The sequence below is a fragment of the Methylomonas sp. Uni0011 genome, assembly GCF_056850255.1.
In genome coordinates this window covers 1-2,403 of the sequence record NZ_JBVVNO010000040.1, presented here as the reverse complement: position 1 = coordinate 2,403, position 2,403 = coordinate 1, and the positions used below count along the sequence as shown (strand labels likewise).

Below are 2,403 nucleotides of genomic sequence, written 5' to 3'. Positions count from 1 at the left end.
TGCTTTTTGCCGTATCCAGACCCACCACGTTACTATTCATTTCGGACTCCTCGTCGCTCCGTTTAAATTCTCTGGCGCAGTATGACACCGCGTGGGGTGGGGAGGAGTCCATGTCATCATCCTACGGCCCTAGGACGGTGCTTGTCGTAAGCGAGAATGTGATCGTCAACATAGAAACGTATTTCAAGTAATATATCAACACCACCCTAAACCGTGATTTTCGTCAGTCAATTTTTTTACCTATATGTCTATACAAGCCGTTAAATCCGTTGTTAAGCAATTCCTTTCCTCTGAAACGCCAGAGGTTCTGGCGATTAAAGGACAATGGGGGACGGGCAAAACATATCTGTGGCGCCAACTAATTAAGGAAAATGCAAAAAATATACGCCTTAAGAATTATTGCTATGTCTCGCTTTTTGGAATTACATCTATAAGTGAGCTGCGTACTGCGGTTTTTACTAAAATAAGGCCGATTGAGTTGATTGAAAAAGAGTTTGATTTTGAGGCATTCAATAAAGATTATCTAAAGTATTCTGGTCTTGGGGTTAGAATGCTTTTTGGAAGAATACAAAAACTAAGAGAGGCCCCTATTTTTAAAAATTTTTCTATAAGCATTGAATCCGTCGCGTCTTATTTTATAAGCGATACGATAGTTTGTTTTGATGACTTCGAGAGGTTAATCGAAATTAAGTCAGATCATATTCTCGGTTTTATTTCTGAATTAAAAGAGGAAAAGCGGTGTAAAATTGTCATTATATTTAATGAAGATCATATTGATGACAAGGCAACTTATAATAAATACCGAGAGAAGGTTATAGATAAAGAAATTTTATTTTCACCAACGAATGAAGAGTCCTTCGATCTGGGCATTTCTGCGAATAATCCTAATCGTACTCAAATAAAAAATTATACTTCGATTCTGGGGATTACAAATATCCGTATCTTGCGAAAGATCGATATGCTAAGCGAGCTGCTAAATGAGCCCTCATCACGATTTCGCCCGGAATTGCGTGAACAGCTAATTAAATCTCTTGTATTAGTGGCTTGGTGCTATTATGAATCGATCGAGATTAGTCCTGACTTGGATAGTCTATTTAATTGGAATGCTCTTGTTAGTGCCATGAAAAAGCGTAACGGAGAAAAGGATGATAGCGATTATTTTAAATGGGAAAAAATTCTTGACGAGTATGGGTACTACCATGCGAGCAACTTTGATAAAGTTATTAGCAAGGTTTTAAAGAATGGACACTTGGAAGAAACAGGCCTTACTGAGCTATTGAAAAAGGAAAACGATTTGGTAATCCATAGCGACTTGCAAAAAAACTTTTATTCAGCATGGGGTTTGTTTGCCAAATCATTTACAAGAACTCAACAAGATGTTGTGATGGCGATTTGCAACGCCGCCAAGCTATTTATTGGAGGTATATCTCCAGGCGATTTAAATCAAACTATAATATTGCTTCGCGAGCTTGGTGAAAATGAATGCGCAGATGATCTATTAGAATATTTTATTTCTCACAGAGAGATAGATCCTGGACTTTTTAACATTGAAAATCTTGAATCCTTTGTTCCAAAAATTGATCCATTATTGCGCAGTAGATTTAATGAAAAATTCCGTGAAAAGAATAATCCTATTTCATTTAAAGAGGCAGTATTGAATCTGGCTAATGGTAATAGATGGTATCGAAATGAACTAGAGATATTGAAAAATGCCTCTGAAGATGACTTCTATCGGCTTTTTAAAGAGTGTCAAGGCGAATCGCTAAATAGTATTATTAAATACTGTATTAGATTTAATGATTCTGATGAAAAAGGGAGTCAGGTTTCAATTTTGGCTAGTAATGCGTTGAAGAAGATAGCCGGAGAGAGTTTGATTAATAAACTTAGAGTTAAACAATTCGGCGTTGATCTTGATTAGGGAACCTCTGATTAATTCAGCACGTAGGATGCGGTGAACAACGTGAACCGCATCGATCGCGTCAATCTCTCGCCGCTATCTTCGATAAGTCGATTTCATGCCCCCAATTCTCGGCATACAAACCTAATTTCACATAACGATGAAAGCTGGAATAAGGCCAATCTTTGACTACCTGAACCCATCCATGTTTGACTGGGTTCCAATGAATATAATCGATATGCTGCCGGTAGTCGGTTTCATCGCGAATCAGATGCTCCCAGAATCGTCTCTGCCACACACCCCGTTCGCCTCGTTTTTCTCGACTTTTCGATATTCTCTCGCCTTTGGCGACTCGCCGGGAAAAATTGGCTTTGATTAACAGGCTGGTGAAAAACTCCCAAAGCCAAGCAATCCGAGACCGATAACGGCTGGTAGCGGTTAAAATAGGCTACCTAAATTTGGAGATGCCCCAATGCGCGGACACGATGCCATCCAACACAGCTGGT

The 2,403-nt window shown here is 39.0% G+C and carries 1 protein-coding gene and 1 pseudogene; one reads left to right on the top strand and one right to left on the bottom strand.

Going from position 1 to position 2,403, the window contains the following annotated elements; genetic code table 11:
- Positions 1–244 precede the first annotated feature (244 nt).
- Positions 245–1,918, top strand: coding sequence for a P-loop NTPase fold protein (locus AC0IM9_RS20365; RefSeq protein ID WP_482805232.1), 1,674 nt, complete (start codon positions 245–247; stop codon positions 1,916–1,918).
- A 61-nt stretch (positions 1,919–1,979) separates the two neighbouring features.
- On the opposite strand, the pseudogene AC0IM9_RS20360 reads toward AC0IM9_RS20365, so the two are convergent.
- Positions 1,980–2,276 (bottom strand): annotated as a pseudogene (locus AC0IM9_RS20360) (REP-associated tyrosine transposase); the annotation flags it as partial.
- Between the last annotated feature and the right edge of the window lie 127 nt (positions 2,277–2,403).